Origin of the sequence: Lacibacter sediminis, assembly GCF_014168535.1 — a bacterium.
Classification (GTDB): Bacteria; Bacteroidota; Bacteroidia; order Chitinophagales; family Chitinophagaceae; genus Lacibacter; species Lacibacter sediminis.
The window spans coordinates 4,903,654-4,929,159 of the sequence record NZ_CP060007.1; the positions used below are offsets into that span (position 1 = coordinate 4,903,654).

Sequence of the window (25,506 nt, forward strand, 5' to 3'; positions counted from 1 at the left end):
GTATGAATGTTTAGAGATCCCTCCTTCGTCGGGATGACGATACGTTGATTGTATAAAGCTGCTTCATTAATTGAATCGTATTACTAACTGTTATCATACTTCTTCATTAAAGCCAACAAAACCCCATTCGTCCAGCCAAAACCATCCTGACCTGCATACTCCCCACCGCCGGCTTCTAAATGCGTATCAACCACATTGTATTTCTCCATCAATTTACCGGTGCGTTGATAGACATCGGTGTTAAGTTGTATCCAGCGTTTGGCAACTGTTGCGGCAAGTTCAGTATGACCATAATTTTCCAATCCAATCACACTCATCCATTGCAAAGGTGCCCAGCCATTCGGTGCATCCCACTGCTGACCGGTTGTTTTCAATGTAGTTGTTAATCCGCCGTCTTTTAAAAATTCTCTTTCAAGTATTGCTGCCACTACATCGGCTTGTTCCTGTGTAGCCATTCTAAAAAACAAGGGAGTAACTCCTGCCAATGTTTTGATCTGCTTCTGCGAATGGCTCACACTGTCATAATCAGTAAAGAACTGTTGCGATTCATTCCAGCAGTAATGATGAATTGCCTGTTTTCTTTGTGCTGCTAAGTCAAGATATTTCTGAGCAGTCTTCTCATCGCCTTTTAACTTGTAAGCTTTGGCAATAGTTTCTTCTAAATGAAACAGTAAACAGTTAAGATCTACAGGTACGATCTCGGTTGTGTGGATTGTCGCAAAATCATTGTCATCTTTAAACCATCTGCAACTGTAATCCCAGCCAGATTCTGCACCGGCACGTAAATGTGCATACAATGCTTCTGTAGGTTGTTTGGCGGCATGCATCAGTTCCACATCTTCACGATACGATTCCGGTCTTGCTGTATGGTATGCATCACAATAACGATTCATCAGTTCGCCTTCTTCCATCAGCACCAGATGTTTTTCAAAACGATGTTCGGCAGCAATATCATCGGCACCCAGCATCCAGAACTGATATTCTTTTTCTAAGGCAGGAAGATAATCAGTAAGAGCAGCTTCGCCTTTAATCTCCATCATTAACTCCACCATCAACGCATAAAAAGGTGGTTGCGAACGACCAAGATAATAAGTGCGGTTACCATTGGGAATAAAACCGATGGTATCAATCAGATGCGTGAAATTGTTCACCATGTTTTCGATCATTTCAACCATACCCGATTCTTTTAAACCAAGCATGGTGAAATAACTGTCCCAGTAATATACTTCGCCAAAACGACCGCCCGGAACAATGTATGGATTTGGTAATGGTATCAATGAACCACGTTTCACAGTATCAGGTTCACGAGTGAGCACCTGCCACAACGCATGAATATGTTCTGCTACACTTTCCTGTGTATCGGTATGGTAATCGGCGGCAAAGACATGCGGCAGTTCAAAATGTTCCAGCACAAATGAACGCAGGTCGAATCCCGGGTTAAGTTTTTCTTCGTTGTATTGCGCAAGAATAAGTTCAGTTGATTGTTTAGCCGTGCAATCGACAAATGTCTTACCATCTTCAAACACCTGTTGCATTTGCACATCTTCAAACAAAGGACTCAATTCAAAAATTTCTTTCTCTTTCACGATCAATGCCCTCCTTTCACTTTAATATCAACTACTGCTGCTGTTTTTGGTTGCAACCGTTTAAACACAATCAGCAGTACGATCAAAATACATATAGGTACCAATGAAAAATAAAAGGCAGTTTGTCCGCCATATGCTTCAAAAATATTTCCTGTAATGATGGACCCTGTGGAACCGCCTAATGCAGAGAACACAACAATTAATCCACTCATTGATCCATGTCGGTGCGCAGGAAGATTACTTAAGATAACAGAGTTGATGGCAGGATAAATTGGCGCAAGGAACAAACCAATCAACGGGAAAATAAATGCTACCAATGGAACATCGGCCAGGCTATTCACCGTTATGCCGGTAATATTTTTTGTTAATGGAACAGCAAGTAAAACCAATGTACCTGCAGCCAGCAAACAAACAACCAATACAATCAGCCAATCTGCTTTTCGTAATATCAATCCTGCAAGAAACCGGCCCAATGCGATGGAGGCCGATAAGATACTTGCCATTTGTATACTCAAGCTTGTGGAAAGTTGTAAAACATCTTTGTTGAATGTAGGCAACCAGCTCATAATACTTTGTTCGATCAACACATAAAAGAATGCACTGAAGATAAACACAAGTACAAGTGGTAAGAAAATAAGCTTCAGCATTTCTACAAAATCATCAGATGCTGACTTTGATTGCTCTGCTTCTTTAATACTCGATTCATCAAGCTTTGTAGTGAATAACAATAAAAATGCAACAACAGCCAGCCCTCCCAGAATATAATACGTATTGAACCAGGTGGTTGATTTGGGATCATTGTTATCAACCATGGATGCAAACAGGAAATAACCTGTTAACACGCCAACCATAAAAAATGATTCGAGAAAATTCATAAAGCTGAGATGCTCATTCTTTGATTTGGTGACCAAGCCAATGGTGGCAAACACACTTACCTTGATCAATGCAAATCCAATACCGGCAGCAGCAAATAACATCTTCGTCATAATAAAACTACTTACTGAAGGAATGATCAAACACATCACGGCAATCAACCCCAATGAAATAAGCATTGTTTTTTTATACCCGATCTTGTTTACATAAGAAGCAATTAAAAAAGAAGTGATGGCAATGCTGAGATCTTTAAATGCTTCAAGCACACTGGCCGAGCCTTTTGAAACATCAAAGTTTGCCTGCACCTGCAATATAACAGTGCCCACACTGTTAAGCAGAATGGCAAAAACAAAATAATTAAGGAACAGCGAGATCTTAATGCGAAGGTTGGTCATGGCAAGTAAATAAAACGTGTATTTAAATATACCCGTTACCGATCACTTACCAAAGCATTTTCATTATAAAGAACCGCCTTTTACAAGTATTGATTCAACGCAAACGTTTTCGGAAACTTCTTCACCTTTTAAACGCCCCAGCATTTGAGAAAAAGAGAGTTTACCGAGCTTGTAACCACTTGTTTCAACATACGTAATTACCGGATTATACATCGTTGGAATAAAGCCATTGCTGATGCTGATAACAGCAACATCTTCCGGCACTTTTAAATTAAGTTGATGGATTGCACGCATCACACCAATTAAAATAAGATCACCCATGCAGAAAATAACATCAGGTGGATTGGTTGATTGTAATGCAGCTTTTGCAAGTTCATACGAAGGTTCGGGCTGTTCAGGAAAATGAAGTGTAATATTTGCAGAAGGAAGTTGTTGTTTGAATGTATCAACAAACGTTTTGCTGCGCACTCTTGAAATACTTAAGTGCGGATGACCAAACAAAGCCAATACATTTTGTTTTTTCTTTTCAATGATCGCTTCAGCAGCAAGCCTGGCTGCATCAGCATCAGATAAACAAACAGTATGAAATCCTTTTTCTTCCGGCACACGATCAAAAAACACAACAGGTATTTTCAAATCTTCGAGTTTATGGAAAGGTGCCATGTCCTCTGTTGCAATCGATACTGTTGCAAATACACCCATCGCCATATTTTTCCGGAAGATGTTGAGATTCGCTGTTTCAATCTCTACATTATCTCTCGATTGCATAATCAATACAGAATAACCAAACTTACGTGCCTCATCTTCAACCGCAGCAATAAATGAATCATAAAAGAAATTATCAATAGAAGGTACAAGCAAACCCAACACATTGCTTTGTCTTGTACGCAATTGCACTGCATAACTGTTTGGCTCGTATTCCATTGCTGCTGCCAGCTCTTTCACTTTCAATTTGGTGGCTGCTGAAATATCCGGATGATCTTTCAACGCACGTGAAACAGTGGAGATGCTGATACCAAGGGCTTCGGACAGCTTCTTAAGTGTACTTTGCTGCATGTACTATTCTTTGAACTGGAAATATAATCGTTAATCAGGCTAAAGATAAATTTTTTCTTCATCCAGCCTGAGAAAAGAAATAACAACAACTAAAAGACAAGAACCTGCTGCAGAACGATGCACAACTGCGAATCCATTAAATAAAATCGCCCCTGTAGAAACAGAGGCGAGACAATTTATACTACTGATAAAAAAATTAATTTGCTCCATCAACATTTGCTCTTGCAATAGCATAGCCGCCAATAGCATTACCACATTTCAATCCTTCTTCACAATCGCTTCTGTAATGAATAGCACCATACAATCTTGAAAGTGACGCTTCTTTTGCCATATTCTCATAAGCTGTTTTACGTGCAGGTATAATGCGCCCAAGAATTGTAGCAGCTGCTCCACTGAATGTAGAGTGGCCGCTTGTATAACTTGGAAAGTTGGGTAGGCCAGTCCATGTTTTAATTTCAGGATTCACCTGCGATGGTCTTGGATTGAAATAAAAAAACTTTGCTTCCCAGCAAGCTATGGCAGCATCCATCATACTCATGTTCAATAAAGCCATGTTACGAGCCCAACGCACTTCACTGAAACGTTGCCCAAGAAAATCATCAGCAGCAATTGCATTCCAGTGACCAGGTGGTGTATGTGTTGCTAAACCATCGGCCCAGTAATGAACAATAGCAAGCTCTTCACGTGTTGCATTTTTACTGTAATGCAATACTTCTGCCACTTCCTGTTTGAATTTTTCTGATTTGGTTGATGGCGGCGGACCGGGACGCACAGCAGTAACCAATGTTGCAGAATCAAATAACCATGTGCGCACACGACCAAACAATGGTAACATCGGCGGTCGCTTCGGCGACTCCATACTGATCCACGGCATTTCACCCGTTGCTGCAGTTTGTGTTTCGAATTGTTGCCAAATCGCTGGCGTGCCAACTGCGGCACCTGCTCTGTCGCCTCGTGCACGTGTAACAAATTTCTGCGCAACTAATCTTCCCAATGCTTCACCCGCTTCAATATCACTCCGCACATTCATGCCTGCCATTATTCTTGCATTCTTATGTTCAGTTGCAAATTGTTGGATAGCAGCCTGCTCACCAGGGAAAAATAATTTCAACATTTCCACCATCACACCAACAACCGCTGCATCTTCACTTGGGTAAGATGGCAGATCAGTTTGCGGGAGCAACGTAGTAATCGTATTATTGATCTTGTAAGGTGCTGAACGATTGTACAATTTTTTATAATGCCATGCTGCTACCAATGCATCATATTGTGCAGCGCTTATATAAGCATATGCACGTGATGCATAAGGCGGGTTGGCAAACGGGAACTGCGGATTATTAAATGGATTGTTTGCATCAGGAACCGGGTATGTGCCATCAGGATTTTGAAACGGAGGCAAGTTATATTTTGCAACCAGTCCACGCATTATTTCATTCCAACGGAAGACCGCACCTGCACTCCAATAATTCATGCGTTCTTTTTGTGCGCCCGTCATCGTTTTTTGATAGCTTTTGATCTCGTTGATCTCGGCGGTGTAACCCGGTCCGCTTGTTGCACCCGGAGTTGCTACAGCAAATTCATCGGGAGTTGTAAGCAATACCGGCTTCCATGTACCTGCATTGAGATCAATATTTGCAGGATTTAATGCAGGCGCATTCTTTGTGCGTTCTGTAATTTCTTTACTGCATGATGCAACAGTAACACACAGCAGTACCACAGCAGTAATTTGTTTTATGTTGATGTACATGATTTCGTTTTTACTTGTGTTAGATCAGTTTGTGTCTTGCTTATTCTTTTTCTCTTTTCTATTGAGATCAAATACATAAAACACAGCTCCGTTTACATTGAAACTTTGCCCCATGTTTCTTCCGGCAATTACCTGGCTTGCTCCTCCGGTTAAAGAAAGCTGCGGCTTGTTACGAAACACATATTTGACGTTTGCACCAAGTGAAGTGGCATTCATGCGATTGCTGATAAAAGGCATATTGTTTTGTGTGATATCAAAGCCACCTCTTGTGGTCCAGTTATTCAATACTGCTTCAGCAATTAACCATTGTGTGCGGTAGCCTGCACGAATGTTATAACTGGTTGCGTTGGGCATATCCACTTCATTCGAAAGAATAAACCGGTCACTATAATACGAATCACGATCAAGTGTAACATTGCTTCTGTACACATAAGTAGCAGATGCAGTTGCAAACCACTTGTTATCGTAATAGTAATCGAGCATCAATCTTGCCATTGCTGTTTTACTTTGCAAACCAATCGACAATGGTAACAGATCGGCTGTATAATTGCTCATTGGCAGCGAACCGCCCAGCAAGCCAATTAATGCCACACGACTGCTATAAATTTTTTTATTGATTGCCCTGTATTTCAACATCAGACTGAGATCCTGCATACCCTGTTGTCCTCTTAATGTTCCTGCACTGGCTTTTGTTACCACATACGGCACATTAAATAATACATTCAGTTTATTGGAAACGCCGTAGTTGCCCATTATAGCAAACATTTGTGTGCTTACTGTTCCAAGATTGAGGTTCTCCCTTTTCTTTGTTCCTTCCCAATATTCTTTCCAACTGCTGTAAGCGTAACCGGGGCCAACACAGAATGCATTCTTCTCCATCATGATGGCATCAATATCTGTTTGGGCAGATGATTGTTTTGCTGCAATAAACAGCAACATAAACAATAAAAGGTTTATCGATAATTTCATTTGATGATTGTTTTGCAACACCTGTTGCTTTGGGTAACTGTTAGAATTTTACTGTGCAACCGATGTTAATTGAGTAATCAGCAAAAGCAGCATCGCCTTGAGCATACACACCTGTTGCTTTTGTTCGTTGTTTATCAGCATAACTCTGTGTGCGGTTTTTGCTGAACCAATAAGGCACAGTTGCAAACAGGCTTGCTTTTTTAAACTGGTAAGCGACACCTGGTTCTACACCAAAAATGCGACCCGGACGACGGAAGCCACTGCTTCCACCAATAATATCTTCTGATGGAACAACTTCCAAACGAACACCTGCTGATGCTGAAAAAGCACCCACCATCAGGTTCAGTCCGCCACGCAACATGTATTGATCGGGCACACTCATTACACTGCTTCCATATAAAATATTTGTAGCAGATGTTGTACCACCTCTAGCAGTTGATACACCATTGTGTTCACGTGGATTGCTGAGATAATAAAAATTACCGTAAGCACTCAATGCTTTTGTGAATACATAATAGCCATTCAATTCAAGTGAAATGCCTGTGCCGCCATCACCTAACTGGATCGATTGATCAACAGGACCTAATACTTTTGTTGAATCGTTTTTCCAGAAGAAATCATTATAGCGGTAATCGCCGGTTGGTAATTTTAATCCAAGACCTACCTGTATATTTCCCTTCTTACTTTTTACGGGATCGAGCATCCAACGATAAGCCGTAATACGGATATCACCCATACCGAACGTTGTTGTTTCTCTTCTTGCATTAGGGTTTGTGCTGCTGTTGCCATAATGCTCATACATCGATGAACGACGATTAGAAATAAGCGGCATATTTACGGCAAGCGACATGCGTTTGTTGAGTTTACGTACTAAGGTGAAATCAAGTGCATGCTGCCAGTTGCGTACATCGGTGCCCTCTTCCACACGATGTTTTTGCTCTTCGGTTCCTACAAAATGACGGAATGAATGAAAATAACGGTAGCCCGTTGTTAATTGCCATTTGTGATTGTCTTCTGCATCAGCATGACTTACTGTGCACATTGCCCCGTTACTTCGGACAGCAACGCAACCTTGCGCAGCAACATCATTCACAATAAAAGAAACTAAAGCGATAAGCATTAATTGTAATACAAATATTTTTTTCATTTCAATAATAGTTTGGTTGTTGATTGTAATCGATCAGGTGTTTATCTGTTAGCTCTAAGTTTGATCCGTTGCACGATCAGTTCACCCAACTGCCGGCCAGCCTTTAATCCTTCCTCATTATCGAAACGATAGTGAATACCACCATACAATCTCGACATGGCAGCTTCAGCAGCTGCCGCACGAAATGATTTGATCTCACGGTTCGCAATTCCAAACTCCAGTAATGAAGTATCAGTAAATGAAAGCTGATCACCAAACCACGACGTCATCGTTTCAGCTGCTGCCGCAGAGTTAGTAGCATGGCCACTCACATACGAAGGGAAAGGAGGTGTTTGAATGTAAGGGCGCCATTCCTGGTCAACATGTTTATTGATCGCTGTTTCAGGGCGAACATAATTGCTTTTGTACTTTTCTTCCCATCCACGAATGAATGCATCAAAAAATGCAATGGAAGTAATGGCATATGCACCAACAGTTGAATTAAAATCGGCCTTTGCTGCTTTCGCTGCAATACCAACAATATTCAACCAATGGCCCGGAGGTGAAAACTTTTTGGTAGCAAACATGACGTGTCCGCTCACATTCATTTTAAACGGATTATCGTCCCAGAAATCTGCAATATGTTTTTGTTCATCCGTTAAACTATCGCCCACATTTTTTACTTCCATCATTGCTTCATAGTAAGTGCTGTTTTTATTTGTAACATCAAATACAGGCGGACGTGGAATTTCAAACTGCGAAGAACTGTCTAACACCATTGGGCGTATTTTACCCCAATGCGGCTCCACTGCAGTTGCATACATAGGTGGTGTAGGTAACCAACGGCCATTTTCTTCACGCACGGTGAATTTTTCTGCGCCACGTGTGGCAGCATAGTTGTCGCCTTTGCTCCATTTCATAATTGTGGCAACAATGGTATCAGAAAAAGCAATTGTATTCTCCAGCATATCTGATGGCATACCTGCTGAATCAGCATTTGATTTCAGTTCATTGTAATACTCCATCATGCTGCCTTCAGGAAAGGTAACAGCATTACCAACTTTTGTAAACGCAAGCAATGCAGCCAACGAAAAATCAATTGGTGCTTTCGTTGTATCAGGTTTTGGCATTGGCGGCATGTGTTTTATTTGTCCGCTCATGCTTCTGTAATTTTTATCGCCAGCCGCTACACATTCGTATGCTGCAATATTTGCATACACATAATTACGTGCAGCGATCATAGGCGGAAAATTATTTTCCAATACAACGTTATTGAGTTTCTTTACTGTTCTGCTGTATAACAAAGGGTCATTGGTATATGCCTTATAATCTCCATTGGGTTTGCATGCAATCATAAATACTGCAACGATTGCTGCGAATACAATTTGTTTCATCTCTGAGTCTTAATTTTTTTGTAGTGGTCTTTTGTGCGCCCTTCAACTGTATAGGCGTCGCACACTTCAACTGCGGATTGTTAGTGAGCTAACCCCACCCCTTTGATCATGTTGTTTGTGCAAACCTCTGCTGCCCTCCGAGCGGAGCAAGATCTCCGAAGAAGGAATCAACAGCTTACACATTCATTAAACGAAAAGAATGAGGAGCAATTATGCTGTTACTTCAGGAGGTTGTTCTGCTTTAAGAATAAACGCAGACAGAGTAGTTGCTGAAAAGGTATGGTTGAATGGTTGATGCAGTTTGTCTAATGCGTCGAGCGACCACTGACTTAACTGCTCACAATAGTCAAATGAAAAAGCTTTGTACGATGTGGCAGGTTGCTTACCTGATTTTTGTTGCTGCTGGTTTTGCAGATCGTTCACCAGTTTAAAGAAATTTTCCCTTGCATTTACTATTCGTGCCTTGCCTTCATCAGGAATGCACTTGTAGATCATTTCACCGCCTTCGAGCTTACGTTCTACATATTTGTAATGCATGCCGTTAATGGTAATATCACCACTTACCCGTTCAAATTCTTTCCAATCGGTTTGATAAGGCAGGCTTACAGGTGCACGCACTTCAATTAATGCAGATGCATCGTACTCTTTGTTATCAAGCTTTTGTTCGAAATGTGTATCGGCTTTTTGCTGTACATAATCCATTACAACCCGGTAACCAAACCAGTTGAACAGAAGTATCGTGAGGAAAAATATGGAAGCAATTATTCGCAACAGCAATTCGTTTTTGGCTTTCTAAAGATAAAGGAAATCCCTTACCTGCAAAGCATTTAACGACGGAACAATTTTTAAAATATTATCATATTCTCCGAAATCGTTTGCAGCATAATGGCCGGTAATGGCCACCGCTTTCATCCCAGCTTTTTGGGCAGCTTCCACTCCTTTTGGGGCATCTTCAAACACAATGCAATGCTCAGGCGGGGTTTGCAAAGCATCTGCCAGTTTCAACCATGTTTCAGGATGTGGTTTGCTGAGTTGCACATCATCGGCTCCCACAATTCCGGTGAAGTAGGAGCGAAGCTGCAGTTGATCTAAGGCAAAATCAATATTGGCCTGATTGCTGGCGGTGCCAATACCCATTGGAATCTTTTGTAAAAGAGCTGCATCTAAAAATTCTCTGGTGCCTTCCAACACCGTTATTTGTTTACCATAAAGTTGACGGTAGCGCTCTTCTTTGGCGTCCACAATTGCTTTGGCTTCCTCTTCAGTAAATATTCGCCCGGGTATCAATCGATTCATGAGTTCTGCGCCATTGCCATACAGTTCATTCATTAATGCATCACCGTGCAGCGGACTGCCCATTTCGGCTACCACCAGTTGCCATGTTTTGAAATGCCATGGCATGGTATCGATGAGTGTACCGTCGAGATCGAAGAGAAAGGCTTTAGTCTTCATGAAGCTGTCCAAGTATTAAACGTCTAATTCCGTTTTTTAATAGTGAAACGTTAAAGTTAATAAGTAACCCTAATTTACAATCAGACAACTTGAGATAAGTTAACACTTGTGCAGTATCATTATCCTGCAATGCTCTTACTGATTTTATCTCTACAATCAGTTTATGTTCTACCAGTAGGTCGGCTCTGTACCCAACTTCCAATTTCACTTCTTCGTACGTTAATGGAAATCCTTTTTGTTGTTCAACATAAAGTGTCCGTTTTCGTAATTCATAAGCGAGACATTCTTCATATGCTTTTTCTAAAAGTCCGGGGCCAAGTGTTTTGTGAATTTTAAGTGCAGCATCAACTACTTGAGTAGCGATTTCATTTTCTGTCATAAGTGTTTTTTTGGTAGCACAAAGTACACAAAGGATTTCATCAAGTCAACATAGGAACCCGGCAAGAAAAGTATCACCAAGAAAATGAAGGATGCCACGAAGAACACAAAGAACCCTCCGAGAACTTGGTGTATTCTTTGTGTTCTCTGTGCTACTGCCTCTTATTCACAAATGTTTTCTTCTGCACACCAACCCCGTAAACTGTTACGCTTTTCCAATTAGCTGGCAACACTGTTTTTAATTGCATAATACCTGTCGGCGTAATTTCTAATCCGCCAAAACCCATCAGCACACTTTGTAAAATCCCACCTGCACCGGTAGCGAAGTATGGATTAGTGCCTCCTTTTGTTTCTGCAATTACACGAAACGGCGGATTGAGATTTGGAATGAACGCATCTTTAAACCAATGATAGGCTTTTGTTGCATCACCTAACCTTGCGTACAATGTTGTAAATACTGCCTGCGTCATAGCTGGTGTTCCTTCGTTGGGAACACGCTGTTCGTAATACTCCAGATCTTTACGGATGGATACGGCATCCTTTATTTCTTTCAACGGATACGCTAATAAATTTACATCCGCCTGTTTAATGCCTTCACCATTATAAGTTGCATGTTCTCTTGTTACACCATCAGGAAATTTCAACACAGGAATGTTATTCGCCACGTTCAGCCAATCTGCATTGGGAAGTATGCCCAACAATTTCGCTGCATCTGTTGCAAATTGTAAGTTGGCTTTTGCGGCAGCATTCGTAAAGGCGTTATTGTCTACATTCTCGGCCCACTCATCTGCAGCCACTACATTTTTAATATCATACTTTCCATTGCCGTTACGCTCCACTCTGCTTGCCCAGAAATCAGCTGTTGCACTAATGATGGGATAACCTTTTTCACGTAACCACACTTTATCCTGTGTTACACAAAAATAATTCCATGCAGCAATGGCAACACATGCAGTGATGTGATGTTCGAACGGACCACTCAATGCCCACACCGGTGTTTCTTCCACACCAGTTTCTGCACTTTCCCAGGGAAACATGGCTCCCTTATATCCTTTGCTGAATGCATTACGCTTTGCTGCTTCTAATCGTTGGTAACGATACTCCACCATACTTTTTGCCAGCTCAGGTTTTAATACAAGCAATGCAGGATACATCCACAACTCTGTATCCCAAAACACATGACCGTTATAACCCAACCCGCTTAAACCCATTGGTGATGGCGACAATGCTGTGCCTTCCCTGGAAAAAGAATACAGATGATAGAGCATACTGTTGATGTCTTGCTGATCCTGCGCTGCTGCAGCATCACCTTCAATTGTAATGCGACTGCTCCATAACTCATCCCATGCTTTGTTATGAAACTGAAGTAAACGTTCACGCCCTTCGAGCTTTGCATAGATGGTTAAACGTTCGGCTTCATTCAACGGATCATCATGATGTGCAGAAGTGATAGATGAACCTGCAATGGAGTAACGATAGGTTTCGCCAGCTTTTAATTGCTTGTTGAATTTTACGAGATGCATATTGTTATCCCACATCTCATGAATGACTCTTGGTTCGCTGCCATGATGTTCAGAAAACAAAAATGTATTGCTTGCACACATCAGCAATTTACCCGTCGGGCTTTTTGCGGATGAGGTGAGTAAGCTCATGGTTACATGCGGACGATCGATTTCATTGTAATAATTCTGTACATCTTTTAATGCATCGGGTGCTTCCATTACGCTGGCTCCGGATATACTGATATTTTTTTTCGGTGTAATAACAATATCCATCAGAACTGTAAATGGCAAATGACGCAAAGAATAATAAGTATAGGTTACAGTTGCTTTGTCTGCATAATCAAATGTTGTGGTGAAACTGGCATGCTGCATGTCCAGCTCCTGTTTCATATTTGAAGCTGATTTTGTATCAATGCGTTTGCCATCAATTTCAAGATAACTGTTGAGCAGATTGAAACTCTTTAAAAAATTACTTACTCTGCCCCGGCCATACAGATCATATGCACCTGCTAACACTACTTCTTTTACTTTAAACGGTTCGGGTGATGACACCACACCGATCATACCGTTGGCAACGGTGATACCGTAGTAGTTTGAAGGATCGAAATTGGTGGCCGTTATTTTCCAGGGATCAATTTTTTGTGCTGTTGCTGAAAATGCTGCAAATAGAAATGTCAGTATCGTTAATCGTTTCATGGCAAAATTCGTTAGTAGGAGAAAGATAACTACTAATAGCGAAAGGATAGAAGCCGTTTTTTCTTAAGAAAATTTGCAAACGATTGCGATGGAAAATTCAATTTTAAAAGATAGGAAAATACAAACGTGTGATCCATTTTGACGTATCCGGTTCCGCTCTTCTGTCGGTGATCATCAATTCAAATGAAATAGCCGGCGAGGTAAATTGATAATCCGATTTGAATTGCTCTAACGCCTTTAACCCGTTATCAATTGTTGACCTTCCGCCACGCACTTCTGCAATTAAGGTATTTCCCTTTACCATTTGTTTAAATGAAAAAATGCCTGAATTCTCAATGGCTTTATCAATTGGCAATGCCACCATCATTTCAAAGTGAGCGCTATCTAAACGTTCTACATGCATCATTGGTGGATTTACCTGTTTGGCATTCTGTGAATTACTGTAAGCTGCCAACTGATCAATAAGTTGGTAAGTTTCTGTTTCTGTCGGGTGATGATCGAATGTTTTTCTTGTTGAAATAAATAATGAATCAGGAATCCGTCCATCTGTTATATCAACACCATAAATATTCTTTTTGTCTTCAGCAAAATTGATGAGCTGCTGAAACAACCCATCTACTACTGATTCATAATTTTTCATCATCTGCCATTTCCTGAAACGGGTAAAGGGGTTCATTCCTGTTGCAATGCTGCTGATAACAGATATTTTTGTTTTAGTGACAGAATCTTTGACAAAGCCAATTTCATTGAAAATTACATCAGCATCACTTAGAGCATCGAATGTTACTGTTGTATAAGTAGCTCCACCTAACTTGAATTGATAATCCTTGTATTGAATAAGATCAGATGCAAACGACTCTTTAGGTAACCATTTACTCCAGCCTTGCTTATTGCCAAGTAACAGCAGTACATTTTTATCGATGCATTTAACAGAGGCTGTTTTACTGATGGTTATTGTTGACGGAATAAATCCATAAACAAACACGAGTAAGCCGATAAAAACAAATAGTACTATCAATGCCAAACGTTTCATGATCCGATCTCGTTTTTTAAATAGTTTATTGTTTGATAAGCATCAGGCTGTCGTTGTTTCTTGCAAGCAAGAATGCCTGTTGCTTATTTACTTTTATTGATCTTATTTTTCGCACTTGTCCTTTTATAACAGGGTTTACAAAAGCAATGTCGAATTCTCCTTTCCCTTTGTTAAGCAGCACGGTACCATAATCAGCATCGTATCTGCCCATTTGAATATTATTTTCTCTGAAGTTTCCTCCCAGCAACAGATCAGGCAGTTTATCTCCATTTGCATCAATCACAACTGCAGTGCGATAAGTTGTTAACTGTGCCTGCCAGGGAAATGGTTTCATTGTATAATTCATTTTTCCATCGTTTATAAACACAGCATTTTCAAAACAATCAGCACTATAGGTAACGGCTTTACTCAGCATTGATTTGCTGAATATGTCGCCGAGTTTTGCTTTTGCCAACTCATCAGCATATAAAAATTTCTTCTTCAGGAATGGCAATTGCTTTTCCAGTTCTGCTTTATTTGCAAAAGGAATCTCTTTGCCATTGAGATAATAAGTAAGTACCTGTTCCTTTTTACCATTCTCATCAAAATCGTTGTAGTACATCGTCACCGGTTCTGTTGTTGAAGCTTTCAACCTGCTGTTCAAACCAAGATTACCAGCCACAATATCAAGATCACCATCATTATCAAGATCCACAGGCAATGCAAAATTCCACCAACCCTTTTTCTCAGTAAGTTTCTTTTTCGTGAAACTGCCTTTGTTATTAATGAAAGTAATAATTCCATCCCATTGCAATGATAACAGCAGGTCAGCGTCTCCATCCTTGTCAAGATCGGTCCACGAAGCACCGGTAACCATGCCGATGGTTTGCAAGTCTTTAGTGTATTGATCTGTTACATCTTTAAACTTTCCTGTTTTATCATTGGCAAGCAAATAAGAGCGGGGTATTTCACCATATGCCCAGGGAACAGTTCGTCCGCCAATGAACAGATCAACAAATCCATCGCCTGTAAAATCGCTTGCTGTTATTGTACCAGCCGTTACAAATACATTACTGATCGCATTATCAACTAATGAAAAATTTGCATTTCCATCATTCAGGAAAACCCTTGTTTGCTCATACTTATTTTTACCATAGTATTCGTTACCTCCGCTTGCCAGTATAAGGTCATTGTTGCCATCGTTGTTTACGTCAACAATTAATGCATCGGTGATCTCATACATACTATCCGCTTCAAGTTGAGGCTGTAGTGTTTTTATAAACCGGCCTTCGGCTGTTTGCAGAAACAATGCAGGTTTGTATGTTTTGCTGCTTCCAATAAATACATCTTCCTGGCCATCTTTATTTACATCACCTGTTGCCAAAGCAGGACCTTCCGTTGTGAGCATACTGGGCAAGAGGTACTCTCTGTTAAATTCGTTAAACTCATTTTCATGATGCAGAAACTGCAAACCCGATGCTTGCGTAATATCAGTAAACTGCAGTTGATTTTTTTGTGCCGAGGTTTTGAATACCGAAAAATCAAACCGTTGTAATCCCTTTTTATATACCGCCTTCAATTTTTTACCTGTAACAGAAAGTTTTTCATACGTTCTATCTGGCCATATCAAAAGAACAGAATCAACTTTGATAGTCTGCAGACCAATGTGCAGCGGTATTTCCATGCTGCTTTGAAAACCACGCACCGGTTGTTTCTCAAATGCATGAATATTTTTTGACCTATCATAAACAAGTATAGTTGCACCAATTGCATGACGGTTCAAGCTGTCGCCTTTTAATTCTACTGAAAGATATTGTTGTTGCTGCGCATCGTTTGATGCATTCTTATACAGCATTACCGCATCATCAATATTGTTGACCACAATATCAAGATCGCCGTCATTATCAAGATCGGCATACACTGCACCGTTGCTGAATGTTGGCTGATCGTTTTTTATTGATGATGCTTCATCGCTAAACTGAACATCTCCTTTGTTACGGTAAAACTTATTAGGCAATTTGATCTGTGGAAACTTATCGATCACAGTCATTTCCTGTTCACCCAATTTCCCTTCCCGTATTTTCTGTTGAATTGAAGCATCGCCTACATAGTTTACATAATCAATATCATTTAAACGTTTGGGGATTCCGTTGCTTACAAATAAATCCTTCAGTCCATCATTGTCAAAATCCAACCAAAGCGGAGCCCAGCTCCAGTCGGTTGCATATACATTTGCGTAAAGCCCAACTTCACTGAACATTCCATTGCCTCTGTTTAACTGCAATGCATTTCTTGCATACTGATAATTGTAACCGTAACGCAGTTTCATGTTAAAGGTTTCATATTCATCTTCACCAAGGCTGCGTTTAAGAATGTAAGGATCCTGCGGTAACATATCCATTGAAATGATCTCAGGTAATGCATCGTTATTGATGTCTGCAATATCCACACCCATACTGAACTGGCTGGTATGCATCATACGTTCATTCAACTCTTCTTTGAATGTTCCGTTTTGCTGGTTGATGTAGAGATAATCGTTTTCATGAAAATCGTTACCAATATAAAGATCTGGCCATCCATCTTTGTTGATATCGCTTACACAAATACCTAAACCATAACCTATGGCTGAACTGTTAATGCCGGTTTCTTTTGTTACATCAATATATTTACCGTTTTCATTTTTGTAAAAACGATCGCCACTTAATGGATGATAAGTATTCAAAAAGTTTGCACGTTCAGCAAATGTTCCGTTGTGATGAACAGAGTGATTCATCAGGTAAATATCAAGGTCACCGTCAAGGTCATAATCAAAAAAAGCAGCCTGAGTGCTGAAACCGGAAAAATCAAGACCATAAGCTGCTGCCCGGTCTTCATAAACAGGAACTCCATTTTTAATTTCTTTACAGATCAACAACTGATTTTTTCCTTTCAATACTTCGTACTGTCCAACACGACAAACATAAATATCGAGCAGCCCATCGTTGTTAATATCCACCACACTTACACCTGTACTCCAACCACCATCGTTTGGAATAGCAGCTTCGCTTGTTACATCAGTAAACTGCAAGCCGCCTTTATTAATGAATAATTTATTCTGTGCCTGGTTGGAAGCAAAGAAGAGATCGATCAACCCATCGTTATTAAAATCGCCTGCACCAACACCTGCTCCGTTGTAGAAATACATGTAATTAAACATGTTAAAGGCGGGTGTAGCTGTAAGTTTATTTGTAAACTGTAACCCTGTTTGTTCGCTCTTCATCAATTCAAACAACGGTTGTTGTTTTGGTGATGAACAGGATACAAGCATCAATGCCAAACTATAAAGAAGAAAATTTCTACTGCTCACGTTTATTGATTTAAACTATACAACACAGGTGCATCATTGTTTTGCAAAAACAGAACTGCTTTGCCATTTCGGGTTGATATCAATTGAATATCCCGAACCATACCACGCACAAAAATGCCTGATTGCTTTTGCATTAGTGTTTGCCACTGCCGGTTTCCTTTGTTTAACAAGACAGTGCCATAGCTTGCATCCAACCTGCCAAACTGTGGAATAAAGTCAAACTCATTACCTGCAAGAATTAAATCTGTTTTTCCATCGTTGTTTATGTCTTTCGCTACAACCGCATTAATGCTGCTCAACTGTGTGAGCAATGGCAGGGGGTGTATTGGAAATTTCGTATTGCCATCATTCCATGCAATACAACTGCTGCTGTAGTTCACTTGTTTGAGCACACACTTCTCTAAAATATCGGCTGCAAAAAGTTCCTGGATAGTTTTCGTTGCAAAATCAGCATGCTTCAGGTTCTGTTTCTTTAAAGAAGGAATCTGTTCCTGCATTTCACGTTTGAGGAAAACAGGTTTGTCTTTTTGCTCAAGTGATTTTGTAATGATCTTTTCAGGTATGCCGTTACCATCAAAATCATTAATGAACATTTTAACCGGGTTGCTGCTATCGGCATGCAGGTAAAAATTATTTCCGTAGTTACTCAGCACAAGGTCTTCATCACCATCGCCATCAAGATCAGCAGCAGTTATTGTTTGCCACCAGCCCGATAACTGATTTAGTGATGATGGTATTTCTTCATACTTTTTATTTCTGTAGGTGAAGATGCGGGGTGTCATCCACTCGCCAACAATGATCAGTTCTTTTTGTTTATCAGCATTGACATCTGCAAACACAGCACCGGTAACCATTCCGATGGCTTTGATCGCTGCATTGAATTGTACTGTTACATCAGAAAATATTCCTTTGCCGTCATTGATCAGGATCATGCTTTGCGGAGTTACACCATAGTTATACGATTTACTTCTTCCTCCAACAAACAAGTCCAAATCACCATCGTTATCAATATCGTTTGCCGTAATTACACCAGTATTATCAGCATTAGAAGGTAATGCATCTTTATCATGAGTAAAATTCCCTTTGCCATCATTCCGATACAAGCGATTCCTGATCTCTGCCTTTTGAGATGGCTGTGTATGTCCACCACTACCAATGATCAAATCAAGATCTTTGTCGCCATCCACATCTATCATTAATGCGGTTACATCTTCATACGATTTCATTTCTTCAAACAATGGTTGTTCTTTCTTTTTGAAACCGACATTTGTTTGCAGATACAATTGACCGGCCTGCCCCATTGCACCGCCAATGTACACATCATCTAAACCGTCATTATTTACATCACCCACCGCAGCACGAGGGCCTTGCGCACTTAACTTAACAGGAATATTCCGTTCGTAATAAAAATCAACAAATTCGTTTTCGTTATGCTTTTCAAATGTGCTGTCACTCTTTACAAAAAGTGGTTGTGCTTCCCGGTAGGGTTCATTCAGCTTTACCTCATTCCCCGTTTGTTGAACGAAATGAAGTTGATTGATGCCCGGTTGTTTGATGACTGTCTGAGTAAGATTTGGCCAAATGATCAACAGGCTGTCAATTTTTTTATTGCCGAAGCCAATGGTCTGCCTGTAATCGCAACTGCTTTGAAAACCGCGGCTTGGAATTACTTCACGGCTGATGATCTCAGCACCTGCATACAGTTTTATTTTACTGCCAATAGCAAATGTGTTTTGATCTTTCCCTTTTAACTGAACAGTGATATAGTTATTCTTTAATTGGTCGTTGTTATGGTTACGGTAAACAAATGCTTTTTCATTTACATTATTCACAACGAGATCGAGATCGCCATCATTATCCAGATCAGCATAAGCAGCACCGTTGCTAAAACTTTTTTGTGTAAAGCCGTTTGCTACACCTGCATCAGCAAACTGAAGATCGCCTTTGTTATGATAAAACTTATTAAGGATTGGTGTTGATGGCATTTTATTGATCACCTCACTTACTTCTTTCTTTTCACCCGTCATTACCATGCGCTGAATAATTTCATCAGCAAAAAAATCAATGAAATCCTGATCTGTTACATCATGGTAAATGCCGTTGCATACATACAGATCACTAAAGCCATCATTGTCCGCATCAAAGATCAATCCTCCCCAACTCCAATCACTACCGGCCACTCCGCTGATATGCGCCGTTTCCATAAATGCGCCACTTTGATTATTTACCTGGAGCGTATTCTGCATGTATTGGTGATAAAATCCTTCCTTCACTTTTCTTGTATGCACCTCTACATTATCATAGCTTGCTGTTGTTTTTAACCGGTAATCATCGGCGGGATACATGTCGGTTACAAAAATATCCTGATGGTCATCGTTGTTAATGTCAGCCATATCAGCACCCATTGATGATAAGCTGATATGCTGCATCCGTTGTTCAAGTTCTTCCCTGAACGTTCCGTCTTTCTGATTGATGTAGAGATAATCACGCTCAAAAAAATCATTAGAAATATAAATATCAGGATAATGATCGCCATTTATATCACCCACTGTTACCCCAAGTCCAAATCCAATTAAGCTTCCGTAAATGCCAGCTGCTTCACTTACGTCGGTAAACTGTCCGTTATCATTCCTTAACAACTTATCGCCACCGCCCTTAATAAATTCTTCAACCGGCCAATCCTTTGCACGCAGGTTACGTTTGTTACTATAGTTAAGTGTATTAACAGGAATAAAACTATTGTTGAGTAAATAACAATCAAGATCGCCATCAAGATCATAATCAAAAAAAGCAGCGTGGGTTGTAAACGAAGCATCATCTAATCCGTAGTCTTTTGCTTTTTCTGTAAATGTTCCATTCTTATTGTTGATGTATAGTTCATTCTCCTGCCCAACTCCTTTCTGGTAGCCTGCATTACATACGTAGATATCCAGCCAACCATCTGCATTTATATCTACCATTACCACACCGGTACTCCATTTTTGCTTTTCACCGAACCCGGCCTTTTCACTGATGTCATCAAATTTAAAATTTCCTTTATTCAGATAAAGCTTATTCGATCCCATGTTCGCTGTAAAAAAAACATCGGGCAAGCTGTCGTTGTTAATATCGCCAATGGCAACACCTCCTCCATTATAAAAATTGCGGTAACTGAAAATATTGAAATCCTTGCTGTCGTCTACCTTGTTGGCAAAATCAATTCCACTGTTTTCAACCAATTCAAAAAGTGTTTCACTTTTTTTATCGCTACAGGAAACAACAGAAAAAAAACAGAGAATGGCAACTACAATTTTTAACCTCAGGTTCATAACTGAATGTAAGAATGAAAGAAATTCAATTTAGTTGAAAATGTTGAGTTCTATTGTCGGTTACTAAATAAATTATGTCAAAAAAAGAGGCCACTTAAACAAGTGACCCCTTTCCCTATTGATTATGATAAAAACTAATAACCGGGATTTTGTGTAAGGTTAGGGTTGGCTGCAATTTGTTGTGCGGGAACCGGGAACAATAACCTTGTTGCAGGTGAAACTGCTGTTCTGATTTGTCCTGGCTGCAGGAATTTTCCAAATCGGATCAAGTCCATTCTTCTCCATCCTTCCCAATACAATTCACGACCACGCTCATCGAGCAATTGATCAAGATTAATTGAAGCAAGTGAGGACGCTCCTCTTGATGAGTGTGTGCGAACATAGTTTACAATACTCAACGCTGTTGCACCGTAAGGGGCAACATTTGTAGCAGTACCGCCACGGAGAATTGCTTCTGCTTTCATCAACAATACATCGGCTAAACGGAAGATCACGAAGTCGTTATTAACGTTATCTCCATTATTGTAATCAGGTGGGTATTTTACAACCCTGATACCTGTTACTTCCAATGTAGCCGGATCTGTTTCTACTGCTTTTACTGCTTTTGTAAATGAAAGGTTACCGCCTTTACGATCTTTCAATGCAACACCATTCTGGTCAAACTGTTGACCAAGCAATAAGCCTACACGCAAACCTGTAACATCTGTTACACCAGTGTAAGCATCGCCTCTTCTTTTATCAGCTGCTTCAAATTTGTCGTAGAAATCACCTAATGTAGTGAAACCATTCCAACCACTTGGAGTTTGGTTGTAGTGCAATGAGCAGAAGTATCTTGAACGAACACCACCACTGCTTGATCCACCATAGTTAATGCCTGTAAAGAGATTTTCAGTTGAAAGGGCATCGTTATTTGGTGCAAAATTGTGATAGAAGTTTGTTGAGAGCGTTTTACCTGAAGCAATTACTTCATCGGCCAACGCAATCACCTTGTTCATGTCTGCAGCCTGGTGTGTTGGCGCTGTTCTGTTGGCAACTACTCCTTTGGTAAGATATGCCTTCATTAATAATGCACGACATGCATTCTTATTTGCAAGATTTACGGGCCCGTCGGGCAATGCTGCTTTTATTGCTTCCAATTCTGTAATAACATAATCAAGAGCAGCAGTTCCTACCCGTACCTGTGGAATTGCTAATGGGTCGCCGCCTGGTTCACGATATGGAGCCTGGTTCCAACCCTCAACCAAATAAAAGTTTGCAAATGCACGAAGGAACCTTGCTTCGGCTGATTGCTGTGCGTTGGGACTTTTACCTAATGCTTCTGTAGCGTTATATACTACACGGCCAAGGTTTTCAAAAGCGCCACGCACATAGTTATGGTTGGCATCCCATGTATGTTGATGCAAAACACGCCAGATACCGTTATCGTCCCAGTCGCCACCTCTTGTTGGTCCAACACATTCGTCAGTTGTATGTTCCTGTATTGCCCAAAGATTATCCTGGTTCATGAAGTTGCGGATATCGCCTTCATATATGTTCTTTAAAATGTCAGCGGCCGTAACGCTTGAGGCGTTGGCTCTTACCAGACTATCACTGAACTTCTCATCAATCTTTGCGCAACCTGCGAAAGCGACAAACAAGAGAAGCACAGACATTTGTTTGATATGTTTCATAATCAAATAGATTTTGTTTTTAGAATGATACGTTAACACCAAATAAGAATGTTCTTGCTGAAGGGTAACCGATATAATCGATACCAACAGAAGGAATACCATTCACTTGTTTATCTGTATTCACCTCAGGATCAAATCCGTTATACTTGGTTAGAAGGAAAAGATTTTGAGCTGTTACATATACTGTAATTCCACTGATCTCTTTTCCGATACTTCCAAACTTATAAGACAACGTAGTATTCGCAGCCTTCAGATAATCTCCTTTTTCTAAATAACGTGAAGAAGACGTAATTGGGTTCGTAATTGACTCCCCGTTTTTGTACAACGCTTTGGCAATATTTCTTGTACCCAGGTTACCAATTGGTAACACAGAATTTGCTGTATTGTTGTAAAGAACATGACCAAAGGCACCATTCAGGTTTGCAGTAAGTGATAATTTTTTATAGCTTACTGTTGTTGAAATACCAAGAACGGTCGTTGGATTAGGATTGCCCATAAAGTAAAAGATATTACCATCATTTACATAAATTGACTGACCAGTGGCCTTATCAATTCCCCTGAAATCTCTTGTGTAAAATGTATTGATGGGCTGGCCATTTGTGATAAGCTGAGATAATGTACCAGACATACCTTGTCCGTTCAACTCACCTGTTTGAATTGGTGCAGGCAAGCCCGATACTTCATTCTTAACAAATGTGGCGTTTACTCCAAAATCCCATGAGAAATCCTGTTTTGAAACAATTGCCGCATTCAAAGTAATCTCAATACCCTTGTTCATTACTTCGCCATCAAGATTTTTCCAGATTGTTGTACCCGGAGATGGTTGAGGTGAAATACTTGGGAAAAGCAATTGCTTTGTATTTCTGCTAAACAGGTCAATAGTACCACTCAATTTTCTGTTGAACATTGAAAAGTCAATACCGATGTTAGCCTGTGCATCCTGTTGCCACTTAAGATCAGCATTAGGTAATTGCACCTGTGAAATACCACCATTGTTTTCATTCAGTACATAACGTGCAAGAGATGCGCCTGCAGGAAACTCCTGGTTACCGGTGATACCCCAGCCGCCACGTAGTTTCAAACTATTGATAAAGCTTACATCAAAGAAATCTTCATCAGACAGATTCCAACCGGCAGAGAAAGACGGGAAGAAACCATAACGATTGTTTGAACCAAACTTACTTGATCCATCAGCTCTGAATGTTGCAGTGAGGTAATACTTACTTTTATAATCAAAATTTAACCTTGTAAAGAATGATCTGATCTCTTCAACAGGATTATTGAAAGAATAAAAACGCTTATTCGAATTTAATCCGGCTTCAATAACATCAGTGTAATCAAGATCTAAATATCCAAACCCACCTCTTGCAAATAAGTTGGAGCCTTTATTTTCTTTTCTGAAATACTCATAACCCAATAAACCTGTAAAGTTTAATTCTTTACCAATTCTCTTATTATAGTTGAGCGTTTGTGTTACGGTTTGGGTAAGTAACTGATTGTTACCAATAGCTGCAGTTCCTCTACCATTAGGGTTAGTACCATTAATTCCATTCTCCTCCAGGTTTACCCAGTTACGAATAGATGTTCTGCGTTCGCCACTTCCGTAGTTAAATCCATAGATCAACTTATACTCAAGGTTGTCTGTAAACTTAAATGATGGTGCAACACTACCTACCACGTTTGTAGATAATATTTTATCGTTGTAGCCCTCAATAAATTCTAACGGGTTAAGCGTAGAACCATCGAAATAGTTATTGATCGATCCATCAGGCTTTCTTAAAGCACGTGTTGGATTCCATTGCAATGCAGTTGATAATACGTTACCGGTAAACCCTGCATTGTTACTGATAGCGCCAAGCGTTTCGTTTTGTTGTGATACTACTAAGTTAAAATCAAGACCGGCACGCTTACTTTTCAGCAGCTTCATGGTTGAGTTGATGCCTGCAGTTAATTTCTTGAAGCCTGTATTTTTAATAATGCCTTCCTGGTCAAGATAACCAACAGATACACGGTAACGGGCACTTTCAGAGCCACCGCTTACAGCTAATGAACCATTAAGTGTATTAGCAGTTGTAAGAATGGCATCATAAGCATCAACATCTGCATTGTAGTTGCCAGCTGTTAAGCTGTAGTCCTGTAAGGATTGACGGTATTCTGTAGCATTCAATACTTCAATCTTCCTGAGAATTGAACTAACACCGTAACTGCCACTTAATTCTACTTTAGGTGTGCCGCTTTGACCTTTCTTGGTGGTAACAATTACTACACCATTTGCACCACGTGAACCGTAAATGGCTGTTGCTGACGCATCTTTTAAAACATCAATCGATGCGATGTCGTTTGGATTAATAAAATTCAAAGGGTTGCCATCGGGAGTTGAACCCAAACCGGTAACGCTTAAGCCCGGTCTTGCACTTGATCCATCCACAATAACACCATCGATAACAAACAAAGGCTGGTTGCCTGTCCTTAATGATGAGTTACCACGAATTTTAAATGTAGTGGCGCCGCCTGGCTGACCACTGTTATTAATTACCTGTACGCCGGCAACTTTACCTTGAATGAGCTGATCGGGTGCAATTTGCACACCCTGGTTAAAGTCCTTTGCTTTAACGGAAGCAACCGCTCCGGTTAAATCACGTTTACGTTGTGTACCATAACCAATAACCACCACTTCGTTCAAAGCTTCATTGGCAACTTCCAATGTAGCATTTACCACATCGCCCGAAATACTTACTTCAGTAGAAGTATAACCAACAGATGAAATAACTAAAGTGGTTGCATTGGATGGAACTGCGAGCCGGAATGTACCATCATTGCCGGTGGAGGTAGAGGTCTTTGTTCCTTTAACTGTTACAGTTGCAGAGGGCACAGCTTCGCCTTTTGGATCTGTTACCTTACCTGTAATAGTTTTGGTTTGTGCTGAGGCGAAAGCCACCAATACAAACACACTGAACATGGTGAGAATGCCTCTTGCAAGTTTCGTCAAGATCATA

Annotated in this window: 16 protein-coding genes; all 16 read right to left on the bottom strand. The window is 40.3% G+C overall.

Going from position 1 to position 25,506, the window contains the following annotated elements; all coding sequences use genetic code 11:
• Window positions 1-83 precede the first annotated feature (83 nt).
• The 16 genes from treF to H4075_RS20855 all read right to left on the bottom strand — a co-directional run bounded on the left by treF (window position 84) and on the right by H4075_RS20855 (window position 25,505).
• Window positions 84-1,586, bottom strand: coding sequence for an alpha,alpha-trehalase TreF (gene treF, locus H4075_RS20780; protein ID WP_220494815.1), 1,503 nt, complete (start codon window positions 1,584-1,586; stop codon window positions 84-86).
• A gap of 2 nt (window positions 1,587-1,588) precedes the next feature.
• Window positions 1,589-2,854, bottom strand: a complete 1,266-nt coding sequence (locus tag H4075_RS20785) for an MFS transporter (protein WP_182802729.1) — start codon at window positions 2,852-2,854, stop codon at window positions 1,589-1,591.
• A 63-nt stretch (window positions 2,855-2,917) separates the two neighbouring features.
• A complete protein-coding gene (locus H4075_RS20790; RefSeq protein WP_182802730.1) occupies window positions 2,918-3,910 on the bottom strand; it encodes a LacI family DNA-binding transcriptional regulator in 993 nt (330 codons plus the stop codon).
• A 196-nt stretch (window positions 3,911-4,106) separates the two neighbouring features.
• Window positions 4,107-5,657 (bottom strand): phosphatase PAP2 family protein, encoded by a 1,551-nt coding sequence (locus H4075_RS20795; RefSeq protein WP_182802731.1) that lies wholly within the window; start codon window positions 5,655-5,657, stop codon window positions 4,107-4,109.
• 24 nt (window positions 5,658-5,681) lie between these two features.
• Complete coding sequence (locus H4075_RS20800; RefSeq protein ID WP_182802732.1) at window positions 5,682-6,626, bottom strand: transporter; 945 nt, start codon at window positions 6,624-6,626, stop codon at window positions 5,682-5,684.
• A 40-nt stretch (window positions 6,627-6,666) separates the two neighbouring features.
• On the bottom strand, window positions 6,667-7,773 hold the full coding sequence (locus tag H4075_RS20805) for a transporter family protein (protein ID WP_182802733.1): 1,107 nt from the start codon (window positions 7,771-7,773) through the stop codon (window positions 6,667-6,669).
• 41 nt (window positions 7,774-7,814) lie between these two features.
• The gene (locus H4075_RS20810; protein ID WP_182802734.1) at window positions 7,815-9,146 is read right to left on the bottom strand and encodes a vanadium-dependent haloperoxidase; all 1,332 of its coding nucleotides are present in this window, start codon (window positions 9,144-9,146) and stop codon (window positions 7,815-7,817) included.
• A 210-nt stretch (window positions 9,147-9,356) separates the two neighbouring features.
• Entirely contained in the window at window positions 9,357-9,917 is a 561-nt protein-coding gene (locus H4075_RS20815; RefSeq protein WP_182802735.1) for a hypothetical protein, read from the bottom strand.
• Between the two features lie 21 nt (window positions 9,918-9,938).
• Entirely contained in the window at window positions 9,939-10,598 is a 660-nt protein-coding gene (locus H4075_RS20820) for an HAD family hydrolase (protein ID WP_182802736.1), read from the bottom strand.
• A complete protein-coding gene (locus H4075_RS20825; protein WP_182802737.1) occupies window positions 10,588-10,977 on the bottom strand; it encodes a GxxExxY protein in 390 nt (129 codons plus the stop codon). The genes H4075_RS20820 and H4075_RS20825 overlap by 11 nt, the downstream gene beginning before the upstream one ends.
• A gap of 151 nt (window positions 10,978-11,128) precedes the next feature.
• Window positions 11,129-13,174, bottom strand: coding sequence for a glycoside hydrolase family 65 protein (locus H4075_RS20830; RefSeq protein WP_182802738.1), 2,046 nt, complete (start codon window positions 13,172-13,174; stop codon window positions 11,129-11,131).
• Window positions 13,175-13,277: 103 nt separating this feature from the next.
• Entirely contained in the window at window positions 13,278-14,207 is a 930-nt protein-coding gene (locus H4075_RS20835; RefSeq protein WP_182802739.1) for a hypothetical protein, read from the bottom strand.
• Window positions 14,208-14,232: 25 nt separating this feature from the next.
• Entirely contained in the window at window positions 14,233-17,532 is a 3,300-nt protein-coding gene (locus H4075_RS20840) for a VCBS repeat-containing protein (protein ID WP_255460252.1), read from the bottom strand.
• Window positions 17,533-17,534: 2 nt separating this feature from the next.
• Complete coding sequence (locus tag H4075_RS20845) at window positions 17,535-20,840, bottom strand: VCBS repeat-containing protein (protein ID WP_182802740.1); 3,306 nt, start codon at window positions 20,838-20,840, stop codon at window positions 17,535-17,537.
• Window positions 20,841-20,974: 134 nt separating this feature from the next.
• Window positions 20,975-22,510 carry a RagB/SusD family nutrient uptake outer membrane protein gene (locus H4075_RS20850; RefSeq protein ID WP_182802741.1) on the bottom strand — a complete coding sequence of 512 codons (1,536 nt, stop codon included), beginning with the start codon at window positions 22,508-22,510 and terminating at the stop codon, window positions 20,975-20,977.
• A gap of 19 nt (window positions 22,511-22,529) precedes the next feature.
• Window positions 22,530-25,505: a SusC/RagA family TonB-linked outer membrane protein gene (locus tag H4075_RS20855; RefSeq protein WP_255460253.1), complete on the bottom strand. Its 2,976-nt coding sequence runs from the start codon at window positions 25,503-25,505 to the stop codon at window positions 22,530-22,532.
• Window position 25,506: the final 1 nt, after the last annotated feature.

Bases quoted from the DNA above. Each gene is read 5' to 3' on its own strand.
- H4075_RS20785 (WP_182802729.1), bottom strand. From the start codon at position 2,854: ATGACCAACCTTCGCATTAAGATCTCGCTGTTCCTTAATTATTTTGTT.
- H4075_RS20790 (WP_182802730.1), bottom strand. From the start codon at position 3,910: ATGCAGCAAAGTACACTTAAGAAGCTGTCCGAAGCCCTTGGTATCAGC.
- H4075_RS20795 (WP_182802731.1), bottom strand. From the start codon at position 5,657: ATGTACATCAACATAAAACAAATTACTGCTGTGGTACTGCTGTGTGTT.
- H4075_RS20800 (WP_182802732.1), bottom strand. From the start codon at position 6,626: ATGAAATTATCGATAAACCTTTTATTGTTTATGTTGCTGTTTATTGCA.
- H4075_RS20805 (WP_182802733.1), bottom strand. From the start codon at position 7,773: ATGAAAAAAATATTTGTATTACAATTAATGCTTATCGCTTTAGTTTCT.
- H4075_RS20810 (WP_182802734.1), bottom strand. From the start codon at position 9,146: ATGAAACAAATTGTATTCGCAGCAATCGTTGCAGTATTTATGATTGCA.
- H4075_RS20820 (WP_182802736.1), bottom strand. From the start codon at position 10,598: ATGAAGACTAAAGCCTTTCTCTTCGATCTCGACGGTACACTCATCGAT.
- H4075_RS20825 (WP_182802737.1), bottom strand. From the start codon at position 10,977: ATGACAGAAAATGAAATCGCTACTCAAGTAGTTGATGCTGCACTTAAA.
- H4075_RS20830 (WP_182802738.1), bottom strand. From the start codon at position 13,174: ATGAAACGATTAACGATACTGACATTTCTATTTGCAGCATTTTCAGCA.
- H4075_RS20835 (WP_182802739.1), bottom strand. From the start codon at position 14,207: ATGAAACGTTTGGCATTGATAGTACTATTTGTTTTTATCGGCTTACTC.
- H4075_RS20845 (WP_182802740.1), bottom strand. From the start codon at position 20,840: ATGAACCTGAGGTTAAAAATTGTAGTTGCCATTCTCTGTTTTTTTTCT.
- H4075_RS20850 (WP_182802741.1), bottom strand. From the start codon at position 22,510: ATGAAACATATCAAACAAATGTCTGTGCTTCTCTTGTTTGTCGCTTTC.
- H4075_RS20855 (WP_255460253.1), bottom strand. From the start codon at position 25,505: ATGATCTTGACGAAACTTGCAAGAGGCATTCTCACCATGTTCAGTGTG.